This window comes from Pseudomonas sp. LB3P81, from assembly GCF_054897965.1.
Genome location: NZ_JBUBVG010000001.1, coordinates 1,868,482 through 1,886,846 on the forward strand (window position 1 = coordinate 1,868,482; position 18,365 = coordinate 1,886,846).

20 protein-coding genes and 1 pseudogene are annotated in these 18,365 nt (G+C 59.8%); 9 read left to right on the plus strand and 12 right to left on the minus strand.

Annotation, left to right across the window (positions count from 1 at the left end):
• Positions 1-9 precede the first annotated feature (9 nt).
• Positions 10-507 (minus strand): MFS transporter, encoded by a 498-nt coding sequence (locus ACYZTL_RS08615; protein ID WP_461951434.1) that lies wholly within the window; start codon positions 505-507, stop codon positions 10-12.
• Between the two features lie 159 nt (positions 508-666).
• On the opposite strand from ACYZTL_RS08615, the gene ACYZTL_RS08620 reads away from it, so the two are divergent.
• On the plus strand, positions 667-2,721 hold the full coding sequence (locus ACYZTL_RS08620) for a S9 family peptidase (protein ID WP_461951435.1): 2,055 nt from the start codon (positions 667-669) through the stop codon (positions 2,719-2,721).
• Between the two features lie 242 nt (positions 2,722-2,963).
• On the plus strand, positions 2,964-3,437 hold the full coding sequence (locus ACYZTL_RS08625) for a cyclic nucleotide-binding domain-containing protein (protein WP_461951436.1): 474 nt from the start codon (positions 2,964-2,966) through the stop codon (positions 3,435-3,437).
• A gap of 10 nt (positions 3,438-3,447) precedes the next feature.
• Here ACYZTL_RS08625 and ACYZTL_RS08630 read toward each other — a convergent pair whose 3' ends face one another.
• On the minus strand, positions 3,448-3,738 hold the full coding sequence (locus ACYZTL_RS08630) for a hypothetical protein (RefSeq protein ID WP_461951437.1): 291 nt from the start codon (positions 3,736-3,738) through the stop codon (positions 3,448-3,450).
• Positions 3,739-3,832: 94 nt separating this feature from the next.
• Here ACYZTL_RS08630 and ACYZTL_RS08635 point away from each other — a divergent pair, with 94 nt between their 5' ends.
• The 4 genes from ACYZTL_RS08635 to ACYZTL_RS08650 all read left to right on the plus strand — a co-directional run bounded on the left by ACYZTL_RS08635 (position 3,833) and on the right by ACYZTL_RS08650 (position 6,092).
• On the plus strand, positions 3,833-4,519 hold the full coding sequence (locus tag ACYZTL_RS08635; RefSeq protein ID WP_214381319.1) for a spermidine synthase: 687 nt from the start codon (positions 3,833-3,835) through the stop codon (positions 4,517-4,519).
• A gap of 48 nt (positions 4,520-4,567) precedes the next feature.
• Complete coding sequence (locus tag ACYZTL_RS08640; protein ID WP_008034789.1) at positions 4,568-4,939, plus strand: YajD family HNH nuclease; 372 nt, start codon at positions 4,568-4,570, stop codon at positions 4,937-4,939.
• 212 nt (positions 4,940-5,151) lie between these two features.
• A complete protein-coding gene (locus ACYZTL_RS08645) occupies positions 5,152-5,622 on the plus strand; it encodes an RNA methyltransferase (protein WP_008034973.1) in 471 nt (156 codons plus the stop codon).
• Between the two features lie 92 nt (positions 5,623-5,714).
• Positions 5,715-6,092, plus strand: a complete 378-nt coding sequence (locus ACYZTL_RS08650; RefSeq protein WP_461951438.1) for a YgaP family membrane protein — start codon at positions 5,715-5,717, stop codon at positions 6,090-6,092.
• A gap of 97 nt (positions 6,093-6,189) precedes the next feature.
• Here the strand turns inward: ACYZTL_RS08650 and ACYZTL_RS08655 are convergent, their stop codons facing one another.
• Positions 6,190-7,419: a hypothetical protein gene (locus ACYZTL_RS08655; protein WP_461951439.1), complete on the minus strand. Its 1,230-nt coding sequence runs from the start codon at positions 7,417-7,419 to the stop codon at positions 6,190-6,192.
• A gap of 18 nt (positions 7,420-7,437) precedes the next feature.
• Positions 7,438-7,887 carry a YcgN family cysteine cluster protein gene (locus ACYZTL_RS08660; RefSeq protein ID WP_461951440.1) on the minus strand — a complete coding sequence of 150 codons (450 nt, stop codon included), beginning with the start codon at positions 7,885-7,887 and terminating at the stop codon, positions 7,438-7,440.
• A gap of 279 nt (positions 7,888-8,166) precedes the next feature.
• Between ACYZTL_RS08660 and ACYZTL_RS08665 the strand changes: the two genes are divergently transcribed.
• Positions 8,167-8,760: a nitroreductase family protein gene (locus ACYZTL_RS08665; protein WP_461951441.1), complete on the plus strand. Its 594-nt coding sequence runs from the start codon at positions 8,167-8,169 to the stop codon at positions 8,758-8,760.
• 91 nt (positions 8,761-8,851) lie between these two features.
• Here the strand turns inward: ACYZTL_RS08665 and ACYZTL_RS08670 are convergent, their stop codons facing one another.
• From ACYZTL_RS08670 to ACYZTL_RS08695, 6 genes are all read right to left on the minus strand, one after another.
• Positions 8,852-9,784 carry a D-2-hydroxyacid dehydrogenase gene (locus ACYZTL_RS08670; protein ID WP_461951442.1) on the minus strand — a complete coding sequence of 311 codons (933 nt, stop codon included), beginning with the start codon at positions 9,782-9,784 and terminating at the stop codon, positions 8,852-8,854.
• 120 nt (positions 9,785-9,904) lie between these two features.
• Positions 9,905-10,198 carry a YcgL domain-containing protein gene (locus ACYZTL_RS08675; protein ID WP_007898694.1) on the minus strand — a complete coding sequence of 98 codons (294 nt, stop codon included), beginning with the start codon at positions 10,196-10,198 and terminating at the stop codon, positions 9,905-9,907.
• Positions 10,195-11,328 (minus strand): ribonuclease D, encoded by a 1,134-nt coding sequence (gene rnd, locus ACYZTL_RS08680; RefSeq protein WP_008034962.1) that lies wholly within the window; start codon positions 11,326-11,328, stop codon positions 10,195-10,197. The genes ACYZTL_RS08675 and rnd overlap by 4 nt, the downstream gene beginning before the upstream one ends.
• A gap of 123 nt (positions 11,329-11,451) precedes the next feature.
• Positions 11,452-12,114, minus strand: a complete 663-nt coding sequence (locus ACYZTL_RS08685; RefSeq protein ID WP_461951443.1) for a class I SAM-dependent methyltransferase — start codon at positions 12,112-12,114, stop codon at positions 11,452-11,454.
• Between the two features lie 76 nt (positions 12,115-12,190).
• Positions 12,191-13,840: a phosphoethanolamine transferase gene (locus ACYZTL_RS08690; RefSeq protein WP_461951444.1), complete on the minus strand. Its 1,650-nt coding sequence runs from the start codon at positions 13,838-13,840 to the stop codon at positions 12,191-12,193.
• Between the two features lie 168 nt (positions 13,841-14,008).
• Positions 14,009-15,391 (minus strand): glutamine synthetase family protein, encoded by a 1,383-nt coding sequence (locus ACYZTL_RS08695; protein ID WP_461951445.1) that lies wholly within the window; start codon positions 15,389-15,391, stop codon positions 14,009-14,011.
• Between the two features lie 331 nt (positions 15,392-15,722).
• Here ACYZTL_RS08695 and ACYZTL_RS08700 point away from each other — a divergent pair.
• Both ACYZTL_RS08700 and ACYZTL_RS08705 read left to right on the plus strand, forming a co-directional pair.
• Positions 15,723-15,938: pseudogene (locus tag ACYZTL_RS08700) on the plus strand (DMT family transporter); the annotation flags it as partial.
• A 131-nt stretch (positions 15,939-16,069) separates the two neighbouring features.
• Entirely contained in the window at positions 16,070-17,005 is a 936-nt protein-coding gene (locus ACYZTL_RS08705; protein WP_461951446.1) for a LysR family transcriptional regulator, read from the plus strand.
• 3 nt (positions 17,006-17,008) lie between these two features.
• Here the strand turns inward: ACYZTL_RS08705 and ACYZTL_RS08710 are convergent, their stop codons facing one another.
• Positions 17,009-17,374, minus strand: a complete 366-nt coding sequence (locus tag ACYZTL_RS08710; protein ID WP_461951447.1) for a 5-carboxymethyl-2-hydroxymuconate Delta-isomerase — start codon at positions 17,372-17,374, stop codon at positions 17,009-17,011.
• 57 nt (positions 17,375-17,431) lie between these two features.
• Positions 17,432-18,358 carry a LysR family transcriptional regulator gene (locus ACYZTL_RS08715; protein WP_461951448.1) on the minus strand — a complete coding sequence of 309 codons (927 nt, stop codon included), beginning with the start codon at positions 18,356-18,358 and terminating at the stop codon, positions 17,432-17,434.
• Positions 18,359-18,365: the final 7 nt, after the last annotated feature.

An 18,365-nucleotide genomic window follows, 5' to 3' on the forward strand; every position in this document is an offset into this window, starting at 1 on the left:
GGGGCAAGGTCACAAACGCGGTTCGACCCGCATACGCTGAGGGTTGCTCGGGACCGGCGGACGACCATAACGGTCATCGCCGGCACCGCCGAAGGGATGATCGTCTTCAGGATCGTCGGCCCGGGCCGCAGCCTTGGCGGCCGCCGTGCGTTCCTTGCGCGCATTGGCGGCGCGTTCGATCGGGAAACGGATCGCGACGAACACCAGATAAATGCCGAAGGCGATCATGCCGTACATGAGCAGGTCGGAGATGGCTCGCCAGGCGTTGTTGCCAACCTTGAACGCGAGGTCGAGGGCGGTAATGGCGATGGCCGGGGCGACCTTTTCCTTCACCGGATCGATGATCGTCGGACTGAACAGCAACACGGCGACCAGCAGCCGCAACGGCTCCCGCAACCAGCGCCACATCCAGCGGGTCATGCGCATCCACACCAACAGGCAGCCTAAAGCGGCGAAGGCGTAAAGGCCCCAAGCGATCAGATAGTCGTTCTCGGTCATGGTGTCCATGGCAAGGCAGGCAAAGAGGCGCTTATAGTAACGACTTTTCGCACGTCAGGCTTGCCCCAACTGTAGGAGCGAGCTTGCTCCTACAGGATCTGCACAGGCATCAGGATTTGCTTACAGCCTGCGAAACCCTCTATTCCGTACATTGTTCGAGAGCCCTTCATGCCCGTATCCGCCAACATCACCAGCGCCCCGATTGCCCACAAGGCTGAAGGTTCTGACCCGTATGCCTGGCTGCAGGAACGCGACACCCACGCGGTGCTCGATTACCTCAAGGCTGAAAACCGCTACCAGGAAGCGCAAACCGCCGATCAGGCCGGGCTGCGCGAAACCCTGTTCGAAGAGATCAAGAGCCGGATTCTCGAAACCGACCTGTCGCTGCCCTCCCCGTGGGGGCCGTATCTGTATTACACGCGCACCACTGCCGGTGACGAATACGCCCGTCACTACCGCTGCCCGCGCCCGGCCGATGACAGTCTGCAACTCGACGAAAGCCAGGAACAACTGCTGCTGGACCCGAACGAACTGGCCAACGGCGGCTTCTTTTCCCTCGGTGCGTTCAGCATCAGCCCGGACCACCAGCGCCTCGCCTACAGCATCGACTCCACGGGCGATGAAATTTTCACGCTGTTCGTGAAGGAATTATCCAGCGGTCGTGTCAGCGAACTGGAATTCGCCGACTGCGACGGCAGCATGACTTGGGCCAACGACAGCCTGACGCTGTTCTTCGGCGAACTCGACGACACCCACCGTCCGCATAAACTGTTCCGCTATCTGCTGGATGGCACGGCGGCCGAAGAAGTGTTCCATGAGCCGGACGGCCGCTTCTTCATGCATTGCTACCGCTCGAGTTCGGAGCAGCAATTGCTGGTGACCCTGGGCAGCAAGACCACCAGCGAAGTCTGGGTGCTCGACGCATTCCAGCCGCAGCAGGCGTTTACCTGCATCGCGCCGAGGGTTGAAGACCATGAGTACGATGTCGATCACGGCGCACTTGATGGCCAATGGAGCTGGTTCATTCGCACCAACCGCGACGGCATCAACTTTGCCTTGTACACGGCTGTCGATACCGGCATTGCGCCGACCGAAGCCGATTGGCAGAACCTGATTCCCCACAGCGACACGACGATGATCGACGGCATGAGCCTCAATGCCGGAGCCATGAGCCTCAGCCTGCGTGAAGGCGGCTTGCCAATCATCGAAGTCCACCCGCAAGACCTGCCGAGCTACCGCGTGCAGTTGCCGGATGCGGCCTACAGCCTGCATGTGCAAAACAGCCTGGAGTTCGTCAGCGACCGCATCCGCTTGCGTTACGAAGCGCTGAACCGTCCGGCGCAGATCCGCCAACTGGAACTGGTCAGCGGCGAACAGAAAGTGCTCAAGGAAACCCCGGTACTCGGCCCGTTCGACGCCGACGCCTACGTCAGCCAACGCCTTTGGGCGACAGCACCGGACGGTACGCAAGTGCCGATCAGCCTGGTCGTCAAACGCGAAGCCCTCGGTAAGCCAACGCCACTTTATCTGTACGGCTACGGCGCCTACGGCGAAAGCCTCGACCCGTGGTTCTCCCACGCACGCTTGAGTCTGCTGGATCGCGGCGTGGCGTTTGCCATCGCCCACGTGCGTGGCGGCGGCGAACTGGGCGAAGCCTGGTATCGCGCCGGCAAACAGGAACACAAGCACAACACCTTCAGCGACTTCATCGCCTGTGCCGAGCACCTGATCGCCAACGGTTTCACCACCTCACAGCAATTGGCGATCAGCGGTGGCAGTGCTGGCGGTTTGCTGATTGGCGCGGTGCTCAACATGCGTCCGGAGCTGTTCGGCGCGGCAATTGCCGAAGTGCCGTTCGTTGACGTGCTGAACACCATGCTCGACCCGGATCTGCCGCTGACCGTTACCGAATACGACGAGTGGGGCAACCCTGAAGAGCCGGATGTTTATGATCGGATCAAGGCCTACGCCCCGTACGAAAATGTCACGGCGCAAGCGTATCCGGCGACGCTGGTGATCGCCGGTTACAACGACAGTCGCGTGCAGTATTGGGAAGCAGCCAAGTGGGTGGCGAAATTGCGCGCGACCAAAACCGACAACAATCCGCTGCTGCTCAAGACCGAACTGGGCGCCGGGCATGGCGGGATGAGCGGTCGTTACCAGGGATTGCGTGACGTAGCACTCGAATACGCATTTGTTTTCAAGGTTTTAGGGATTGCCTGAGGAACTTGCTCCGATGATCCGGTCTTAACACCAGACACCGGAAGCCGATACAACACATCTCCACTGTGGGAGCGGCGGTGCGACGATTCGACTTGCTCGCGAAGGGGCCGTGTCAGTCAACATTGATTGCGACTGACACACCGCCTTCGCGAGCAAGTCGAATCGTCGCACCGCCGCTCCCACAAAGGGATTGGGGACATCCAGAACATCCGGACCAGACACAAAAAAAAGACCGTGACGACATGTCAGAACCGACCCTACTGAACAACGAAATTCGCGACTGGCTGATGGACTGCGGCCTGTTCGACCAACTGCTGCCGGCAGACTTCGCTGCCGCTTCGGGTTACTTCAGCATCAGCGCGGTGGCCGAAGGCGAAGAAATCTTCCACGAAGGCGATGCCGGCAGCTTCATGTGCATCATCCACACCGGCCAGGTGGCGGTGCAGAAAACCAACAGCGATGGGCAGCGAGTGACCATGGCCACCTTGCGCAGCGGTCGGGCGTTCGGCGAAATGGCCGTGCTGGATGGTGAGCGACGCTCAGCCAGTTGCGTGGCCGCGAGCAATTGCCAGTTGCTGAACCTGGGCAAGGACTCACTGGAAAAGATGCTCAACGACGCGCCGAAAATCGCCGCCAAGATCATTCGCGCCCTCGCCGTTTCACTGTCCAGGCGCCTGCGCATGGCCGACGGGCAACTGCTTTCGCAGCAGGTTTAACCGCGCGGGTTTAACCGCCCGGGGACTTGATCTTCGTGCGGTTCTGCTCAAGCCCCGGCAAGGGCTGGTCCTTGGGCGGGCTGGGCACTTCGATCGGTGGCAACAGCGGCGGCCCGCCACTGCCGGGCCCGGCCTTGGGCACGCTGTTGGGGGTGATCTGCGGATACGGCGTCGGCGTTGCGGTGCCGGGTGAACCGGGCAACGGCGCCGGGCTGGTCGGAATGGTTTGCAACTGCTGGGCCTGCACTGCAGTTATCGAGAGCGCGGCCAAGGCAATGACCGTTAGAATGGTGCGCTTCATCAATGGCTCCGTTGGCCTTGTTGTCTGTTTGCAGGCTACTCCCAACTGCGTTCGTTTGCCTTCCCCCAATGCCCAATCTTCTCAAGAGTGCTCCATGAAACGTTTCGTTCTGCTCGACACCGCCCCCATTCCTGAGAACGGCGGTGCCCTGTGCCTGTTCGAATACGGTGAGGATTTCGTCATCAAGATCCAGGGCGGCGACGGCGGACAACTGATGAACACGCGCATGCATGGCTCCGAAGATGCGCTGGCCGAAATCCCGTGCCGTAAAGTCGCTGGCCGGCCGAATTCGCGGGTATTGATCGGTGGCCTGGGCATGGGCTTCACCCTCGCCTCGGCCCTCAAGCATTTGGGCAAGACCGCTGAAGTCGTGGTCGCCGAACTGGTGCCCGGCGTGGTTGAGTGGAATCGCGGGCCATTGGGCGAAAAAGCCGGCAACCCTCTGCTCGATAAGCGCACGGTGATCCGCATGGAAGACGTGGCCAAGGTGCTGCAAGCCGAACCGCAAGGTTTCGACGCCATCATGCTCGACGTCGACAACGGCCCCGAAGGCCTGACCCAGAGGGCCAACAGCTGGCTCTATTCCGCTGGTGGCCTCAGCGCTTGCGCCAAAGCCCTGCGGCCAAAAGGAGTGTTGGCTGTCTGGTCGGCCAGCGCCGACAAGCAGTTTTCCGACAAACTGAAAAAAGCCGGCTTCAAGGCCGAGGAAGTCCAGGTCTTCGCCCACGGCAACAAGGGCACCCGCCACACGATCTGGATTGCCGAGAAGCTCAAGGGCTGAGCTAAACTTCGTTCATAACCGTCATTAGTCTTTTACAAAGGTGAACCCATGAGTTCGTCAACGCCGACCAACACTTCGAAGCTGGACCGCATCCTCGCCGACAACCAGCGCGACAAGGAAATGGGTTACCGCGACAAGGCCCTGAAAATGTACCCGCACGTGTGCGGCCGCTGCGCCCGCGAGTTTTCCGGCAAGCGCCTGAGCGAACTGACCGTGCACCACCGCGACCACAACCACGACAACAATCCGCAGGATGGTTCGAACTGGGAACTGTTGTGCCTGTATTGCCATGACAACGAGCACTCGCGGTACACCGATCAGCAGTATTTCGGTGAGGGCTCGTTGAGCACGCCGAAGATTGCTAAAGCCACGCATAACCCGTTTGCGGCGTTGGCTGGTTTGATGAAGAAAGACGACTGAAGGTCTTCAGTGCCCCAACTGGCCTCATCGCTAGCAGGCTAGCTCCCACAGGGGGATCTTCTGTGCACACAAGTATTTGTGAACGCCCTGGATCCAATGTGGGAGCTAGCCTGCTAGCGATAGCAATTGTCCAGACACCACCAATCTCAAACCAAACACCCCTCCCCCAATCCCCGTATAATCGCCGTTTTTTCCCCGAAGGCACCCCGCTCGTGGCAGACAAACGGTACAGCTGCATTGGTTTGTTCAACCCCAAATCACCGGAAAACGTCGGCTCGGTCATGCGCGCAGCCGGCTGCTACAACGTGGCGTCCGTGTTCTACACCGGCAAGCGTTATGACCGCGCCGCCGACTTCGTCACCGACACCAAGCGTGTCCACTACGACATCCCGCTGATCGGGATCGACGACCTGAAAAAGATCCTGCCGCTCGGCTGCGTGCCAGTGGCCGTGGAACTGGTCGACGGCGCCCGTTCGCTGCCGGAATACACCCACCCGGATCGCGCGCTGTACATCTTCGGCCCGGAAGACGGCTCGCTGGACAAAGAGATTCGCGACTGGTGCGAAGACGTCGTCTACATCCCGACCACCGGTTGCATGAACCTCGCGGCCACGGTCAACGTCGTGCTCTACGACCGTATGGCCAAGGGCCTCAACACCCGCTCTGGTCCGAAATTCCGCTGAACCGACACACATCCGATGGAACAAGCCGCCCGCCTCGGCAGTCAGCTTAATTATCTATTCTTGAAGCAGTCATACCCGCCAGGAGACAGATCATGAGCGAACCCAAACGCGTCGAGCGCATCGAATCCACCCCGTTCCAGACTCATTCCGACCAGAACGTCCACGGTTGGGAACGCGCCGGATCTATCGCCGGTGGTGTGGTGATGGTCGGCAAAGGCCTGCGTCGCGGCGGTCTATTCGGTTTGATCCAGGTGGCCATCGGCGGCGTGGCGCTGGCCCGTGGCATTACCGGCCACAGTTCGGCCAAAAGCCTGCTGGAGAAAAGCCGTCAGGACATGAACAACGTACGGGCGAAGATCGAGCGTGCCGGGGAAGAGTTGGGTCGGCTGAAGGCGAATGCCGAGGCGGCGACCAAAACCGCGACCGTCACCGGGAATGATTCGTTGAAGTCGCCGAAAGCCGGAACTTAAACACATTTAAGATCAAAAGATCGCAGCCTTCGGCAGCTCCTACACGGGTTTTGTGTACACCTGTAGGAGCTGCCGAAGGCTGCGATCTTTTGATGTTCTATTGCAACAATTCGGTATCCAGAACTTTCGAGGACTCGCCATTAACGCTTTCGGCCAGTTGAATAAACTCCTTCGTATCGACACTCTCCAACCGCATCGCCCCGCGCATCACATCATCCAGCGAACGCTTGTTGCGCGTCTTCAGGCGAATCTCGCGATCCAGTTCCTGTAGCAACAACACCGCTTTAGCCACCTGCGCCGGGCTGACCTGCTCGTCACGCAGCGTGGTGACCTTCTGGCTGTCTTTGACCAACTTGCCATGCAGGCTGTCATACCGCTCGTCACTCATCCCGCCAGCCCGACGCACCAGTTCGATGGCGTAATACTCGGCGAGCCCTTCGCTGATCCAGTCACTGCGCTGATTGTCATTGACCCGACCAAACACCTGGGCCAACTCACGCACCAGCGCGCTGGTGCCGCTTTCGCTGACCAGCGGCAGACGCGTATTCAAATAGATCGACTCACGCGCCGCCAGGCTGCCCCGCCACATCGGGTCGTTGGCGCCGACAATCAGCAATTTGGCGGGATGCCGCGGGAACACGTCCTGCACTTGCGGCCAGACAAACGTCAGCAGCGTCAGCACGTCCATGCGGTGCATACCCTGGCCTTGAGGCGAGGCGACGGTGACTTCGGTTTCCCCCAGTCGGGTGCGACGGCTGCCGAGGTGGCCGGCGAGCATCCAGCCGGTCGGCCGGTCGAACAGGCGGGAGACGTCATCAATACGGAACGTGTTCTTGCCGATTCGCGGCCAGGCGGTTTCGACGCTTTTCCAGCCGGTGGGCAATTCGAATTCAAGACGCGAAACCAGCTCGACGCCGTCCTGCTGATCGAGTTTCGCGGCGGGCACCAGATCGTCGCCACGCATCAATGCCCAGGTCGGCGTCATGCGCGTGTCGAAGCTGCCGCTCTTGCGGCCGTGGCTGATGCGCACGCGGTAGGTCAGGCTGGCCTTGTCGGCGGCCGGGCGCCAGACACCTCGAGCCGGCTTGCCCGGCGTGAGCTGCCATTGACCGTCGGCGTTGAAGTCGCTGTAGTGGCTGCTGTCGCCGAGGTCGAAATCCAGACTGCGCACCGCCGATCCCTGGGCCAGGGTCAGGCGCACTTCAGCCTGATCGCTTTGCGGCAACAGGCGCACGTGGTAATCCAGATCGACCTTCTTCGCCGCCCACACGGACGAACTCAGGGCCAACAGCCCGACGGCCAACGCCAGCCGCAATCCCACAGCCATACACACTCCTTTGTAAAACTAGCCTGCCCGGAAAATCAGATGGTCTTCCCAATCGTCCTCGGCCACGCTGCCTTCGGCCAGCATGCGCCCGGACTGGGAAATGCGTTCGTGATGCACGGCATCGCGATCACCGCACACCAGGTGGTGCCAAAGTGGCAGGTCCTTGCCCTCGCTGACCAGGCGATAACCACAGGTCGGCGGCAGCCATTTTAACTCATCGGCCTTGCCCGGCGTGAGCTGGATGCAGTCCGGCACGAATTCGCGGCGGTTGGTGTAATCGCTGCACTGGCAGGTTTTCAGGTCCAGCAACTTGCAGGCGATGCGCGTGTAGTAAACGCTGTTGTCCTCTTCATCCTCGAGCTTTTGCAGGCAACACAGACCACAACCGTCGCACAGCGACTCCCATTCCTCGTGATCGAGTTGATCGAGGGTTTTGCGTATCCAGAACGGTTCGACTTTGGCGGCCATGGCTCAAGCATCAACATCAGGTGGTGAAAAGGCCGCCAGTCTAGTGCGCAGCGGCCCGCGGGCCAAGCGTTGGCGACTGCCGGTAGAAAGGGACTTGTCAGTTACTGCGCCGCCAAGTAGCTTTGCCAGTCGCAACGAGCCAGGCCTGCGTGCCATTAACGCCCCACCGCGTTGCATTCGGATGAAATGCCAGGCTCACGGAAAACCTCATCGCCCAGCTCAACTGCGCCCGCCGGTTTTTTACTACCCTCTGACTCACACGTCGCAAGGAATCTCTGCATGAGTGCCAATCCACGCGTTGCCGAATACGCCATCCACCCTCAATTCACCGATCGCTGGTCGCCCCGCGCCTTCACCGGCGAAGCCATTTCCGAAGAAACCCTGCTGAGCTTTTTCGAAGCCGCACGCTGGGCGCCATCGGCCTACAACTCGCAGCCTTGGCGGTTTCTCTACGCGCGCCGCGATACGCCGAACTGGGAGCGCTACCTGGGCTTGCTGAACGAATTCAACCGCAGCTGGGCGCAGCATGCCTCGGCACTGGTGATCGTGATCTCGAAAACCACCTTCACCGCACCTGGCGCCACCGAAGAGACTCCGGCGCTGTGGCACACCTTCGACACTGGTTCGGCCTGGGGCCATCTGGCGTTGCAAGCGAGCCTCAGCGGCTGGCACACCCACGGCATGGCCGGTTTCGATCAGGAACTGACCCGCAAGGAGCTGAACATTCCTGAAGGTTACGCACTGCACGCGGCGGTTGCGGTGGGCAAACTGGGGGATAAAGCGACACTGGCGGATTACCTGCAAGCGCGTGAAGAGCCGAGCCCGCGTCGTCCGTTGAGCGAGTTGGCGGCTGAAGGCGACTTCACCCTCTAAAAAGCAAAAGATCGCAGCCTTCGGCAGCTCCTACAGGTGTACACAAACCAATGTAGGAGCTGCCGAAGGCTGCGATCTTTTCGTTTACGCCTCAATACCCGCGATTGAAATCCACTTCCCCGCGCAACGCCTCGCTCGCCTGATACGCCCGCAGGTTCTCGACGAACAGCTTCACCATCATCGCCGGCGAAGTCGGTGCCGAGCTGTGTCCGGTCAGCAGCAAGCCCCACGCCGTCCAGAACGGATGACGTTGCGGCAGCGGTTCCTGACGGCAGACGTCGATCACCGCGCCCGCCAGATGCCCTTCCTTCAAGGCTTCCACCAGATCCGCATCGACCACCGCCACGCCGCGCCCGACGTTGATGAACAACCCGGTCGGCTTGAACTGCTTGAACAGCGCCGCGTCGTACAAGTCGTGGGTCGTCGGGGTGTTCGGCAGCAGATTGATCACGTAATCCACTTCACCGACCAGGCGCGGCAAGTCCGCAAGTGCTCCCACTTCGACAAACGGCGCCTGCTCCCGGGCTTCGCTGGCAATGCCATACAACTCGACGCCAAACGGCAGCAGAAATTGCGCTACGGTTTGACCGATATCACCGGTGCCGACGATCAGCACCTTGCGCCCCGCCAGGCTTTGGCCCTTGCGACTGTCCCACTTGCGCTCGACCTGACTGACCAGGCGCGGCAGCACTTCGCGCTCGTGGCCGAGCATGTAGGTCAGCACGTATTCGGCCATGACCTGACCGAAAATCCCCACCGCGCGGGTCAGGCGATAGTGGCGTGGCAGGCCGTCGGCCAGCAGCGGCGTGATGCCGGCCCAGGTGGATTGCAGCCATTGCGGCTGGTGCCCCTGACGCAGCAGTGTGGCCAGGAGGTCCGGCTGGCCCAGCCAGATCGGGCAATCGGCGGCCTGACTGGCCAGTTCGGCCGAGTCGCCGCTGGTCAGCACTTCCAGATCAGGCGCTGCCTGGCGCAACAGTTGGGCATATACAGCGTGGTCGTGTTCAGCAATCAGAACGCGCATGGTTCAAACCTTTCAAAAGCAGGGCAGACGGCCGCTGACGGAGTCTCGCTCCCTCATCGCGGCCATCGCCAAAATCATTCCAGTGTTTCACGCAGACTCTGAACAGAGCCTGTCTGCCGATCACATCGGATCGTTGCGTCGCAACAGTTCTTCCGGCAAATGTTCGATGTATTCGTCTTCGGCCGGCGGCATTTGCAGGTGGTAACCCTGCTTTTCGAGGTTTTCCAGCACCACGGTGATGTCCTCGCGGGACAACTTGCGCTCGGGGGTCAGCACCAGGTCGAACGCGTGGTGCGGTTTGCCAAAAGCGGCCATCAGACTTTCCGGGACGCGCTCCAGTGCATCGCTTTTGAGCACATAGAGGTACATCTCGTTTTTCTTCAGGCTTCGATAGATGGAGCAAATACGTTTCAAGGCTGTTCTCCGGCGGTGGCCAGGCTGTCGAGCAGCGCCTGGCCCATCAATTCGCGGCGCCAGCCACGCAGCGAATCAGGCAATTGGTAAGGACCGTTGGGGAAGCCGCTCTTGAGCAGCGCTTCCAGGGTTTTCTTGCGCAGCATCAGTTCCGGCGCAACGTTCAGGCGCTCGGCTTCTGCCTGACCGAGTGCACGCAACTGTTTGATCAGCGCCGCAGCATCCACCGGCAACGGCTCCGGCACGGCAGGCGGCCATTGATCTGGCGACACACTGCCAGAGCGCTTGATCAGATCAAGCAGAAATTCGCCGTCCTGACGCACGGTACGCGGGTGCATGTCTTCGATTTTCGCCAGCGCGCCGAGGTTGTCCGGTTGCGTCCGCGCCAGCGGCCACAGGGAATGCTCACGGATGATGCGATTGCGCGGCAGATCACGGGCGCGGGCTTCGCGTTCGCGCCAGGCGCAGAGTTCACGCAGCACGGCGAGTTGAGCGCGGGAGAGCTTCCAGGCCAGTTTGGCTTCGCGATAGACCTCATACGGATCAACTTCACGACGCAGGTTGGCCACCAGCTCGGCGCCGTCTTCCAGGACCCAGGCGTATTTGTCGTCAGACAGTTTCGGACGAAGCTGTACGAAAACTTCCGCGAGGTGCAAGGCGTCTTCGGCGGCGTAGCTGATCTGAGTGTCGGACAGCGGACGTTGCAGCCAGTCGGAACGGGTCTCGCCCTTGGGCAGGTCGATGCCGAGCACTTCCTGCACCAGCCGCGAATACCCCATGGAGAAACCGAGATTCAGGTAAGCGGCGGCCAGTTGCGTGTCGAACAGCGGCGCCGGCAGGCTGCCGGTCAGGCGCAGCAACACTTCGAGGTCTTCGCTGCACGCGTGGACGACTTTGACCACGGCCGGGTTTTCCAGCAACGCGGCCAGGGGCTGCCAGTTGTCGATGGTCAGCGGGTCAATCAGGTAAGCGCGTACGCCATCGCCGATCTGCAGCAGGCCTGCGATCGGATAAAAGGTGTCGACCCGCATGAATTCGGTGTCGAGGGCAACGTAGGGCAGTTGCTGCCACTCGGCGCAAAACCGGCCGAGGCTATCGTTGTCGCGAATCCAGTGAATATCGATGGCCACACGGCTCTCCCTTGAAGAATGGCGCGCAGTATATATCGCCCCCGGCGATTTCCGCGCATCCACTGAACAAGAGCTTTAGCGAAAATACCTGCCTGATAGCAAGAATTGTCTGACGGAGGGAGGTTATCTGGCCTTACGCAATACGTAGACACGCATCCGTACGTACCCAGGCAGGAAGTCCTGGTGGCTGATCAGGCGAAAACCTGCTTGTTTGAACTCGTCTTCCACTTCGGCCTTACTGGCCAGCGGCAGGGCCTGAATGCCGTGTGCATCCGGCTGTCGACGCTTGAAACCGGTATCGATCCGCACCGCCACAATCACCGTATCGCGGCTGACCCGATGGAACTCGCCGAGCATCGCCAACCGATGCTCGGGACTGGCGATGTGCTGAAACAGTTGCATGCAAAAAATGCAGTCCACCGCATTCGCCGACAAGCCGATGGTGAACGCCGAGCTTTGAAAGGTCTTGACCCGTTTCAGCAGGTGTTGCGGGTGGTGGGTCGGCGCGTGATCGAGCATATCCTGAGACGGGTCGGACGCCAGAATCACCCGGTTTGCATGCTCGGCCAGCACCGGCCAGAAGCGTCCGGCCCCGCAGGTGACGTCGAGAATCAGCCCCGGCTCGCCGGCGACCTTGAGCGCGTTGCGCACCAGTTGCTCCTCACGCCAGAACGCCAGGCGCCCGGCGAGACCACGCGGACGCGGCTGAAGACAGACGCGGGCGTGCTCCTGATCTTGACGCCGGGCGAACTCAAGCTCGATGGCGGAAGGGGGTTGAGCGGACATGTAAGAGGGCTCTTGTGGGAAAGATCTACCGGGGCCGCAGGTTAACGGCCGACACGTAAAAAAAAGGTCGGGGCCGTCACTCTCTGGCCAATACACCGTCGATCACGGCACCGCGGCACCCTGCAAACATATCCAGGTCCTGGTTGTAGACCTTGCTGTTGACTTCCAGCAAGCCAAGCATCGAATGGAACAGGTTGTCCTGACTCAACGGTTTGTCACGACTCAGTTGCAGGCAATGAGTGTCCACCGAGAACGACTTCTGATAGCTGTCGGAGAACCAGGCCAACATGGCGACATGCTTCTGTTGATCCGGCGCCATCATGTAAGGCGTGCCATGAAGGAACAGGTTGTACTCGCCCAGGGACTCGCCGTGGTCCGACAGATACAGCATCGCGGTATCGACTTTGTCCTGATTGCTGCGCAGCAGATCGATCAGGGTCGACAGCACATGGTCGGTATACACCAACGTGTTGTCGTAACCGTTGACGATACTTTCGCGACTGCAATTGTTCAGCGCATTACTTTCGCAAACCGGGGTAAAGCGTTCGTACTCTTTTGGGTAACGCTTGAAGTATTCCGGGCCGTGGCTGCCCATCTGGTGCAATACCAGCACGGTGTCTTTATCCAGGGTGTCAATGAAGTGCTGCAAACCTTGCAGAAGGATTTCATCGCGGCATTCACTGTTGGCGCAGAGCACCGGGTCCTTCAGGTTGCTCACATCATCAAGGGTGACCCGATCGCAAGTGCCTTTGCAGCCCGACTGGTTATCGCGCCAAATGACGTCCAGCCCCGCCCGTTTGAGCACATCCAGCAGGCCTTCTTCATTCTTTGCCTTGCTCGCGTTGTAGTCTTTGCGGCCCATCTTGGAAAACATGCACGGCACCGAGACGGCGGTTTCCGTGCCGCAGGAATGCACGTCGGTGAAGGCAATCAGGCCCGCCTCCTTGTCCAGTTTTGGCGTGGTGTCACGGTCGTAGCCCAGCACCCCAAAGTTCTCGGCCCGGGCACTCTCACCCACGACCAGTACGGTCAGGGATTTGCGACCGTGAGCTTGCCAGGCCGGGTTTCTCTGCGCGTCTTCACCAATTTTGACGAAGGGTTGCCGAGCCGAAGCGACTTGTTCGCGCAGGTAGCCGAACGAGGCCCCCATGTAGTTGCTCGGAACCACCATCAAGCGCAATTCATGGTGATTGCGAAACAGCGAGGCCAGGCCTTGATAGTTAACCAGTGCGACGCCACCGAGTACCGCCACCGACACGACACTCACCAACACTTTACTTAACAACTCGCGATGCCAGCGACGGTAACTAACCGGAGTTTTCCACAGCAACCACGACGGCAATAAGCCGAGCAACGTAATATAAACAATCAACTTTATCGAGAGTAAGTCACGCACTTCCGTGACATTGGTTTCGGCAAAGTTACGCAACATGCCGGCATCAATCAAAACACCGTATTGACTCATGAAGTACGCAACACCCGCGCTGATCATAAAGATAAGCGTGAGCACAGGTTTCATTAAGGGCCGGAACGCCAGCAGCGTCAGCACCAGGTTGAAGGCAGCCAGAATCATCACGCCGAAAGCCACACGCACGACGATGCCTTTACCGTCGGACGCGGTGATTTCAAACAGGTGTTGCCAGAGCACTAAATTGAAGCCGGCCAATAGAAAGGCACTGGCAAACAACGTCACCCACTCCGGGCGCACGGCTTTAATCTTCAACATGATAATCGGCTGTTCCTGAAAAGAAGTGCCGTCGGCAAATGTGAAAATTTCATTTACCGCGACAGCACTAACTTTAGGCAGCCAACCATCAATTTTTTGTGAAAAAGAAGCCAACGATTAGTTGGCTTCTAGTATTGGGTCAAAACTTAAGTTGTATCTGAGAATGGTTCAGGCCTGATTCAGGTACCAACGCCAATCCTGCTCACCGACTTCGCCCATGAACTGCCGATACTCGGCCCGCTTCACCGCGAGGTAAACGCCAAGAAACTCCCTGCCGAACGCGTCTCGCGCCCAGCTCGAACCTTCCAGCGCGCGCAAGGTGGTCAGCCAGTCGGTGGGCAACAGTTCCTTGGCCTGGGCGTAACCGTTGCCCTCCACCGGCGCCCCCGGGTCCAGTTGTTCGCGAATGCCGCGATGGATACCGGCCAGGATCGCCGCAGCCGCCAGATACGGGTTGGCGTCGGCGCCGCAAATGCGATGTTCGATGTGCCGCGAGAACGCCGGCCCGCCTGGCACGCGCAAACTCACGGTGCGATTGTCCACGCCCCAGGTGGCGGCCAGCGGCGCGTAGCTGTTGGTCTGGAAACGGCGGTAGGAGTTGGCGTTCGGACAGAACAGCAGCAACGAATCGAGCAAGGTGCCGAGCATGCCGCCGACCGCCTGTTTAAGCAGCGGCGTACCGTCCGTGGCTTCGCTAGCGAACAGGTTGTTTCCGTCCTTGTCCGCGAGGCTGACGTGCATATGCATGCCGGTGCCGGCCAGGTCGTCGAAAGGCTTGGCCATGAAGCACGCCGTCATCCCGTGTTTGTGCGCCACGCCCTTGACCAGCCGTTTGTAGCGCACGGCTTCGTCCATCGCCTGCAAGGCGTCGGTGCGATGTTCGAGGGTAATTTCCACTTGTCCCGGCGCGTACTCGGAAATCGCCGTGCGCGCCGGAATGCCCTGGAGTTTGCAGGCGCTGTACAGGTCGGCCAGGAACGGCTCGATCTGCTCCAGTTCGCGCAAACCGTAGACCTGAGTGGCGCGAGGGCGCCCGCCGTCAACGTCTCGTGCCGGTTGCGGTCGACCATTGCTGTCGCGCTGCTGATCCAGCAGGTAGAACTCCAGCTCTGCCGCCATCACCGGGTAATAACCGTCCGCCTGCAAGCCTTCGATGACCTTCGCCAATAAGTGGCGCGGGTCGGCAATGGTCGCCGGCATGCCCTCCTTCGGGTGCATGCTGACCTGCACCGCCGCCGTCGGAATCAATCGCCACGGCATGCGCGTCAAACTGCCGCTGATCGGGTAGGCCCGGCAATCGATGTCGCCCACGTCCCACACAAGCCCTGAGTTCTCCACGTCATCGCCGTTGATGGTCAGGCCCAGAATGGTGCTCGGCAGAGGCCGACCGCTTTCGTACACCGCCAGCAGTTCATCGCGATGCAACAACTTGCCCCGAGGCACGCCGTTGTTGTCGAGGATGAACAACTCGAACATCTCGATATCCGGATTCTGTTCAAGAAAGGTCAGGGCTTCTTGCTTCGTGGCGAAGGATGTCGTGGCACAACTCATAGGAATTCTCTTGTTTCCGCGTCAGGCAAACGCGCAGGCGCTGCCGGTTTGATCCCTGCGCACAGCGCGGGACCTGTAAGAACAATCAACGGGAAAGGCGGGAATCCGGCGGGCGCGCGTGACGGCAATGCCACAACGCCCAGAAGGCGAGTTCGGAAGGAAGTGCGACCGGACAACCGTCCATAGAGAAGACCGCAGTAAACAGATGAGCAGCAGCGTCACATGGCTGGATAAGTCGTTAAATCGGGATTTGAAGAACTTTGGTTGCAAGATGGCTAAACATTCTACGAGCCACCCTGGAACCAGTGTGGGAGCGAGCAAGCCCGCTCCCACATTGGCGACCTTCTGGCTGCTGCATCGGGCCATCGGCGTCATCGCCCCGTCGTCGGTCATTTCCTACATTTACCTGAGCACGCTGTTTCATTGGCTCTGGTTGCGACAGTCACCGCTACCGCTGGAAATCATCGGCGCAGTGCTCGTCGGCATCGGCATGATGGCACTGTTGATGTCCAGCCGTCACACCGTGCCGGCAAACGTCCAGGGCTGAAGAACACTGGCATTGCCTCACAACTATTAGTGAAACTTCCCACGGAGCATTCTCCTGACACCATCGTTCCGTTAGGATCATTCGCACGAGTTTGCGCTCAGTCAGCGCAAGGATCACAGCGAGACGAATGGATGCTGAACAGTAACTTGCTTAGAAAACTCGACATGCAGGACCTCATGGTGTTTGTGGCCGTGTATGAACAAAGCAGCGTCACCGGCGTTTCCGAAACGCTCTGCGTCAGCCAGTCCACCGTGAGTTACTGCCTGAAAAAACTGCGCACCAGTTTCGAAGACGAGTTGTTCATCAACACCCGCGCCGGTATGCGGCCCACTTACAAAGCCAGCACCATGCACACGCACGTGCTGAAAATTCTGGAAAGCATCAACCTGTGTCACGCCGGCGCACCCACGTTTGACCCCACCTTGCAACCGGTCACCTTCAACATTTGCGCACCGGAATACTTCGAGCAGTTGATCCTGCCGCGCCTGTTGAAACGTTTCGATTTCGCCGATTGGCCGGTGATGGTCAACATGCACAAGTTAGAAACCGACATCCCGGCCGAAGAACTGCGCGACGGCAGCCTCGACCTGGTGATTTGCTTCGGCCCGAACTTCCATCGCAATCACACCGACTTCAAATCCCGGACGCTGCTGGAAGATGATCTGGTCTGTGTCTTCGATAAACGCGCCACACCGCTGGAGCCGCGTTTAAGCCTGCAAGCCTTTACCGAACGCCGGCATGTATTTCCAACACCCTGGACGTCCAACACCAACATGGTCGACGACTGGTTGGCGCAGCAGGCGCAAAAACGGCAGATCGTCGCGCGATCCAACAGCTACAGCGCCGCGCTGAAAATGATCACCGCCACCGACTTCATCGTCACCCTGCCCCGACGCATCCAGCACTTGCTGGCCAGCGAGGCCATCTTCAATCACTGCGAAGCGCCCAACGGTTTGCCGGGGTTCACCCTCGACATGCAGTGGAGTCAAAGTGCCGATGAGGACTGCGCCAATGCCTGGTTGCGTGAGCAGGTGGTGCAGGCCTGCACCGAACAGGAAATGACCTGAAACTCAGTTGTTGATGGCGACCTTGGTGTAGGACTCGCGATCGATGTCGAGGATTTCCACGGCCAGCTGGACTTCCAAGCCCACTGGCCACTCACACAGTTCCTGCACCACGGCCAGCAGACTTTCGGACAACCGCTTTTTGATCGCCGGTGAGCGACCACTCAACAACGCCAGCTTCACATGCACGAACGCCCGCTCACCCAATGCCGTGCCGACCTTGAACGTCTCGACCTTCACCGCTCGACTCTTGATGTCGTATTCGGCAGCAAACTGACCGGAAGCCACCAGCGTATTGTTCAGCCGGATCAGCGCCACATCGGCATTCAGATCGGGCAGGTTGGCGGTGTATTCCATGTGCAGGTGAGGCATGACGTGGCTCCTTGAGGTTGACGGAAAGGTCGTACATATAGCACAGAGTTGTCCTGCTCACCGGGGCGGCGGCGACTCAAAGCGCTCACTCATGAACGCCTCCAGTCGCGAGCGCAACCAGCGTTCGGCAGGGTCGGTTTCGACGTGGCTGAGCCAGACCATGGACAGGTCCAGGGTCGGCGTCTTGAACGGAAAAGGCTCGGTGAACAGCTGACCAGAGGCTGCCATCGCCTCGGCGGCGTAATCCGGCAGGCTGGCGATCAGATCGGTTCCGGCGAGCAAGGCTGGCAACGAGCTGTATTGCGGCACGGATAAAACCACCTGGCGAGTACGACCAATTTCCGCCAGCCACTCATCGGCGTAACCACTGACATTGGCGGTGTGGGACACCAGCACGTGCGGGCGCGAGCAATATTCATCGAGGGTCAACGGCGTGTCGGACGCATCGGCACGCAAGATGCTGGGCTGAATGTGCCGCAGCAATTTGCGCTTGGCATTGGCCGGGAGACCGCGAGTCTGGCTGATACCAACGGTGATATCGCCAGACGCCAGCAAATCGGGAATCCGCCAGTAATCGACATGCTGCACCACAAACACCACCGTCGGCGCTTCCTGGCGCAGAGCTCGCAGCAACGGCGGCAGAAGACCAAACTCGACATCGTCCGACAGCCCGATACGGAAGGTCATGGTGCTGCTGGCGGGGTCGAAATCATGGGTCAGACTCAAGGCCACCGACAGCGAATCCAGCGCTGGCGACAGGTACTGAATCAGCTCCTCGGCCCTGGCGGTCGGCTCCATGCGATGACCGACGCGAATGAACAGCGGATCGTTGAACATCGTGCGCAAGCGGTTGAGCGCCGAACTGATGGTCGGCTGTCCGAGAAACAACTTCTCCGCCACCCGGGTGACATTGCGCTCGAGCATCAAGGTTTCGAACACCACCATCAGGTTGATATCCGCCTTGCGTAGTTCGTTGCGATTCATCCATTGC

Coding starts and splice junctions, on each gene's coding strand:
- ACYZTL_RS08620 (WP_461951435.1), top strand. CDS start 667: ATGCCCGTATCCGCCAACATCACCAGCGCCCCGATTGCCCACAAGGCT.
- ACYZTL_RS08685 (WP_461951443.1), bottom strand. CDS start 12,114: ATGTCCGCTCAACCCCCTTCCGCCATCGAGCTTGAGTTCGCCCGGCGT.
- ACYZTL_RS08615 (WP_461951434.1), bottom strand. CDS start 507: ATGGACACCATGACCGAGAACGACTATCTGATCGCTTGGGGCCTTTAC.
- ACYZTL_RS08650 (WP_461951438.1), top strand. CDS start 5,715: ATGAGCGAACCCAAACGCGTCGAGCGCATCGAATCCACCCCGTTCCAG.
- ACYZTL_RS08695 (WP_461951445.1), bottom strand. CDS start 15,391: ATGAGTTGTGCCACGACATCCTTCGCCACGAAGCAAGAAGCCCTGACC.
- ACYZTL_RS08655 (WP_461951439.1), bottom strand. CDS start 7,419: ATGGCTGTGGGATTGCGGCTGGCGTTGGCCGTCGGGCTGTTGGCCCTG.
- ACYZTL_RS08635 (WP_214381319.1), top strand. CDS start 3,833: ATGAAACGTTTCGTTCTGCTCGACACCGCCCCCATTCCTGAGAACGGC.
- ACYZTL_RS08690 (WP_461951444.1), bottom strand. CDS start 13,840: ATGTTGAAGATTAAAGCCGTGCGCCCGGAGTGGGTGACGTTGTTTGCC.
- ACYZTL_RS08660 (WP_461951440.1), bottom strand. CDS start 7,887: ATGGCCGCCAAAGTCGAACCGTTCTGGATACGCAAAACCCTCGATCAA.
- ACYZTL_RS08625 (WP_461951436.1), top strand. CDS start 2,964: ATGTCAGAACCGACCCTACTGAACAACGAAATTCGCGACTGGCTGATG.
- ACYZTL_RS08710 (WP_461951447.1), bottom strand. CDS start 17,374: ATGCCTCACCTGCACATGGAATACACCGCCAACCTGCCCGATCTGAAT.
- ACYZTL_RS08665 (WP_461951441.1), top strand. CDS start 8,167: ATGAGTGCCAATCCACGCGTTGCCGAATACGCCATCCACCCTCAATTC.
- ACYZTL_RS08670 (WP_461951442.1), bottom strand. CDS start 9,784: ATGCGCGTTCTGATTGCTGAACACGACCACGCTGTATATGCCCAACTG.
- ACYZTL_RS08630 (WP_461951437.1), bottom strand. CDS start 3,738: ATGAAGCGCACCATTCTAACGGTCATTGCCTTGGCCGCGCTCTCGATA.
- ACYZTL_RS08705 (WP_461951446.1), top strand. CDS start 16,070: ATGCTGAACAGTAACTTGCTTAGAAAACTCGACATGCAGGACCTCATG.
- ACYZTL_RS08640 (WP_008034789.1), top strand. CDS start 4,568: ATGAGTTCGTCAACGCCGACCAACACTTCGAAGCTGGACCGCATCCTC.
- ACYZTL_RS08715 (WP_461951448.1), bottom strand. CDS start 18,358: ATGAATCGCAACGAACTACGCAAGGCGGATATCAACCTGATGGTGGTG.